Origin of the sequence: Achromobacter sp. Marseille-Q0513 (genome assembly GCF_018195695.1) — a bacterium.
Lineage (GTDB): Bacteria > Pseudomonadota > Gammaproteobacteria > Burkholderiales > Burkholderiaceae_B > Achromobacter.
In genome coordinates this window covers 1-2,185 of sequence record NZ_JAGTJY010000344.1, presented here as the reverse complement: position 1 = coordinate 2,185, position 2,185 = coordinate 1, and the positions used below count along the sequence as shown (strand labels likewise).

Here is a 2,185-nt window from a genome sequence, read left to right as displayed (position 1 = left end):
CTGGATGCGCACGCCCACGACGACCGCGCTGGCGAAGGGCGTGCCCGATTCGTCGGCAAGCTGGATACTTTCGCCGGACTTGCCGTAGGGGCAGCTGATCCAGGACGAGGTCTTGCGCAGTTCGGCCGATCCGTTGCGGGACGGTCCCATGGCCACCCATTTGCCGGAGTCCGATGCGTCGGCATACCAGATCGTGGTGGGCTGGGTGGGCTGGGGTTTGACGATGCGTCGCGTCTGTACCTTGTAGCCGTCCAGAATCGCTTGCTTGAGAGGCTCGCTGAATTGGAGTGCCTGCCGTTTCATACGTTTGTTTTTTCCCTCGCAATCAACGCTGGTGTGCGAATGGCGCCGCCGCCGGGCGTTCCGTATCGCGCGTCGGGCGCGTCTCGGCCGGGGCACGCAAAGAGTATGCCGCCTGACGCGTTCGGTGTCAGGCGCGTTGCGACATTTTTTATCTTTGACTTGGGGTCATGGGGTATTCGCAGGCTTGTTTGTATACTGGGTCCATGAACACAAACCTGCACAATCTCAAGCCCGGTTACTACTGGTACACCATGGCCAATGATCCGCTGGCCGTGATCCACATCCACGACGACGGCGGCGCCACGCTCATGGGCACCGACTACCGTCTGACGCCCGAAGGCGTGGCCGACATGCTCCGTCAGGGCGAGCGTTTCGTCTGGATCGAACCGCCCCAGGCCTGATCCGGCTGGCCGGCGGCGCGTGCCGCCGGCGGGATATTCCCCAATGACCGATTTGCTGCTGAAGAATGTCCGCGCGCCGGATGGCCGGCGCGTGGATGTCGCGATCCGGCAGGGCCGCCTCGCGGCCCTGGGCGAGAACGTCGGCTCGGCGCCCGAATGGCGCGCGCTGCCCGTGGAAGAGGGCGGCGGCGCCTTGCTGCTGCCCGGCCTGGTCGAGGGCCATGCCCACCTGGACAAGACCACCTGGGGATCGCCCTGGTACGTCAACGATGTGGGTTCGGCGCTGACGGACCGCATCGACAATGAACGCGCCTGGCGGGCCGCCAGCGGCCACGACGCCCGCGCGCATTCGCAGGCGCTGGCGCTGGCCTTCCTGCGGCTGGGCACGACGCGCATCCGCACCCATGTGGACGTGGATACCGAAGCGGGCTTGCGGCACCTGGATGGCGTGCTGGCCACGCGCGAGGCGCTCGCGGGCCGCGTCGACATCCAGATCGTGGCCTTTCCGCAGTCCGGCCTGCTGATCCGGCCGGGCACGGCGGAGCTGCTGGACCGCGCGCTGGCGGCGGGCGCCGATGTGCTTGGCGGACTGGATCCCTGTGCCATCGATCGCGATCCGGCGCGTTCCCTGGATCTGCTTTTCGATCTGGCCGAGCGCCACGGCAAGCCGCTGGACATACATTTGCACGAGCCCGGCGAGCTGGGCGCCTTCACGCTCGACCTGATGCTGGACCGCTGCCAGGCGCTGGGCATGGCCGGCCGGCTCGTGGTCAGCCACGCGTTCTGCCTGGGCGCCCTGGACGCGCGCCGGCAGGACGGATTGCTGGCGCGTCTGGCCGCGCTGGACGTGGCGCTGCTCACCACCGCGCCGCCGTCGCGGCCGGTGCCGTCCGTGCGCGCCTGCCGCGAGGCGGGCGTGACGATCTTCGGCGGCAACGACGGCATACGCGACACCTGGTCGCCCTATGGCGAACCCGACATGCTGGCGCGCGCCATGCTGATCGGAATGCGCAACGACCTGCGCCGCGACGAGGAAATCGGCTGGGCCCTGGAGTGCGTGACGACATCCGCCGCGCGCGCCTGCGGCTTCGCCGATTACGGCCTGACGCCGGGCGCGCGGGCCGACCTGGTGCTGGTGGACGCGAGCTGCGCGGCCGAGGCCGTGGCGCAGCGCGTGCCGCGCAGGCTGGTGCTGACGGGCGGCATCGTGGCCGCCCGCTACGGGCAGGACGCCGCCAACTGAAGCGGCGGCGCGAGCGCCTCAGCTCGCGACCGCCGGCAGCCCGCTCATGCCCGGGCGCCAGCCCAGCGCCGCGCGGGCGCGCGCCGTGCTCACTTCCGATTCGTCCTCGGCGATATTGAACACGCCGCCGCCATGGCGCAGCGCCAGCAGCGCCGCCCAGGCGGCGCCTTCCACATGCAGCGCGTTCGCCGCGGGCCGGGTCGTGGCGCCGGTGCCGGGACCATATAGCCGGCCGTAG

2 protein-coding genes and 2 pseudogenes are annotated in these 2,185 nt (G+C 69.9%); 2 read left to right on the top strand and 2 right to left on the bottom strand.

Annotated elements, in window-relative coordinates:
* Positions 1-303 (bottom strand): annotated as a pseudogene (locus KDH83_RS30475) (hypothetical protein); the annotation flags it as partial.
* Between the two features lie 203 nt (positions 304-506).
* Here KDH83_RS30475 and KDH83_RS30470 point away from each other — a divergent pair.
* On the top strand, positions 507-704 hold the full coding sequence (locus KDH83_RS30470; RefSeq protein ID WP_212322720.1) for a hypothetical protein: 198 nt from the start codon (positions 507-509) through the stop codon (positions 702-704).
* Between the two features lie 43 nt (positions 705-747).
* Entirely contained in the window at positions 748-1,947 is a 1,200-nt protein-coding gene (locus KDH83_RS30465; protein ID WP_212322719.1) for an amidohydrolase family protein, read from the top strand.
* An 18-nt stretch (positions 1,948-1,965) separates the two neighbouring features.
* Here KDH83_RS30465 and KDH83_RS30460 read toward each other — a convergent pair.
* Positions 1,966-2,185: pseudogene (locus KDH83_RS30460) on the bottom strand (dTDP-glucose 4,6-dehydratase); the annotation flags it as partial.

Excerpts from the sequence above, each read along its gene's own strand:
- KDH83_RS30470 (WP_212322720.1), top strand. The coding sequence starts at position 507 with ATGAACACAAACCTGCACAATCTCAAGCCCGGTTACTACTGGTACACC.
- KDH83_RS30465 (WP_212322719.1), top strand. The coding sequence starts at position 748 with ATGACCGATTTGCTGCTGAAGAATGTCCGCGCGCCGGATGGCCGGCGC.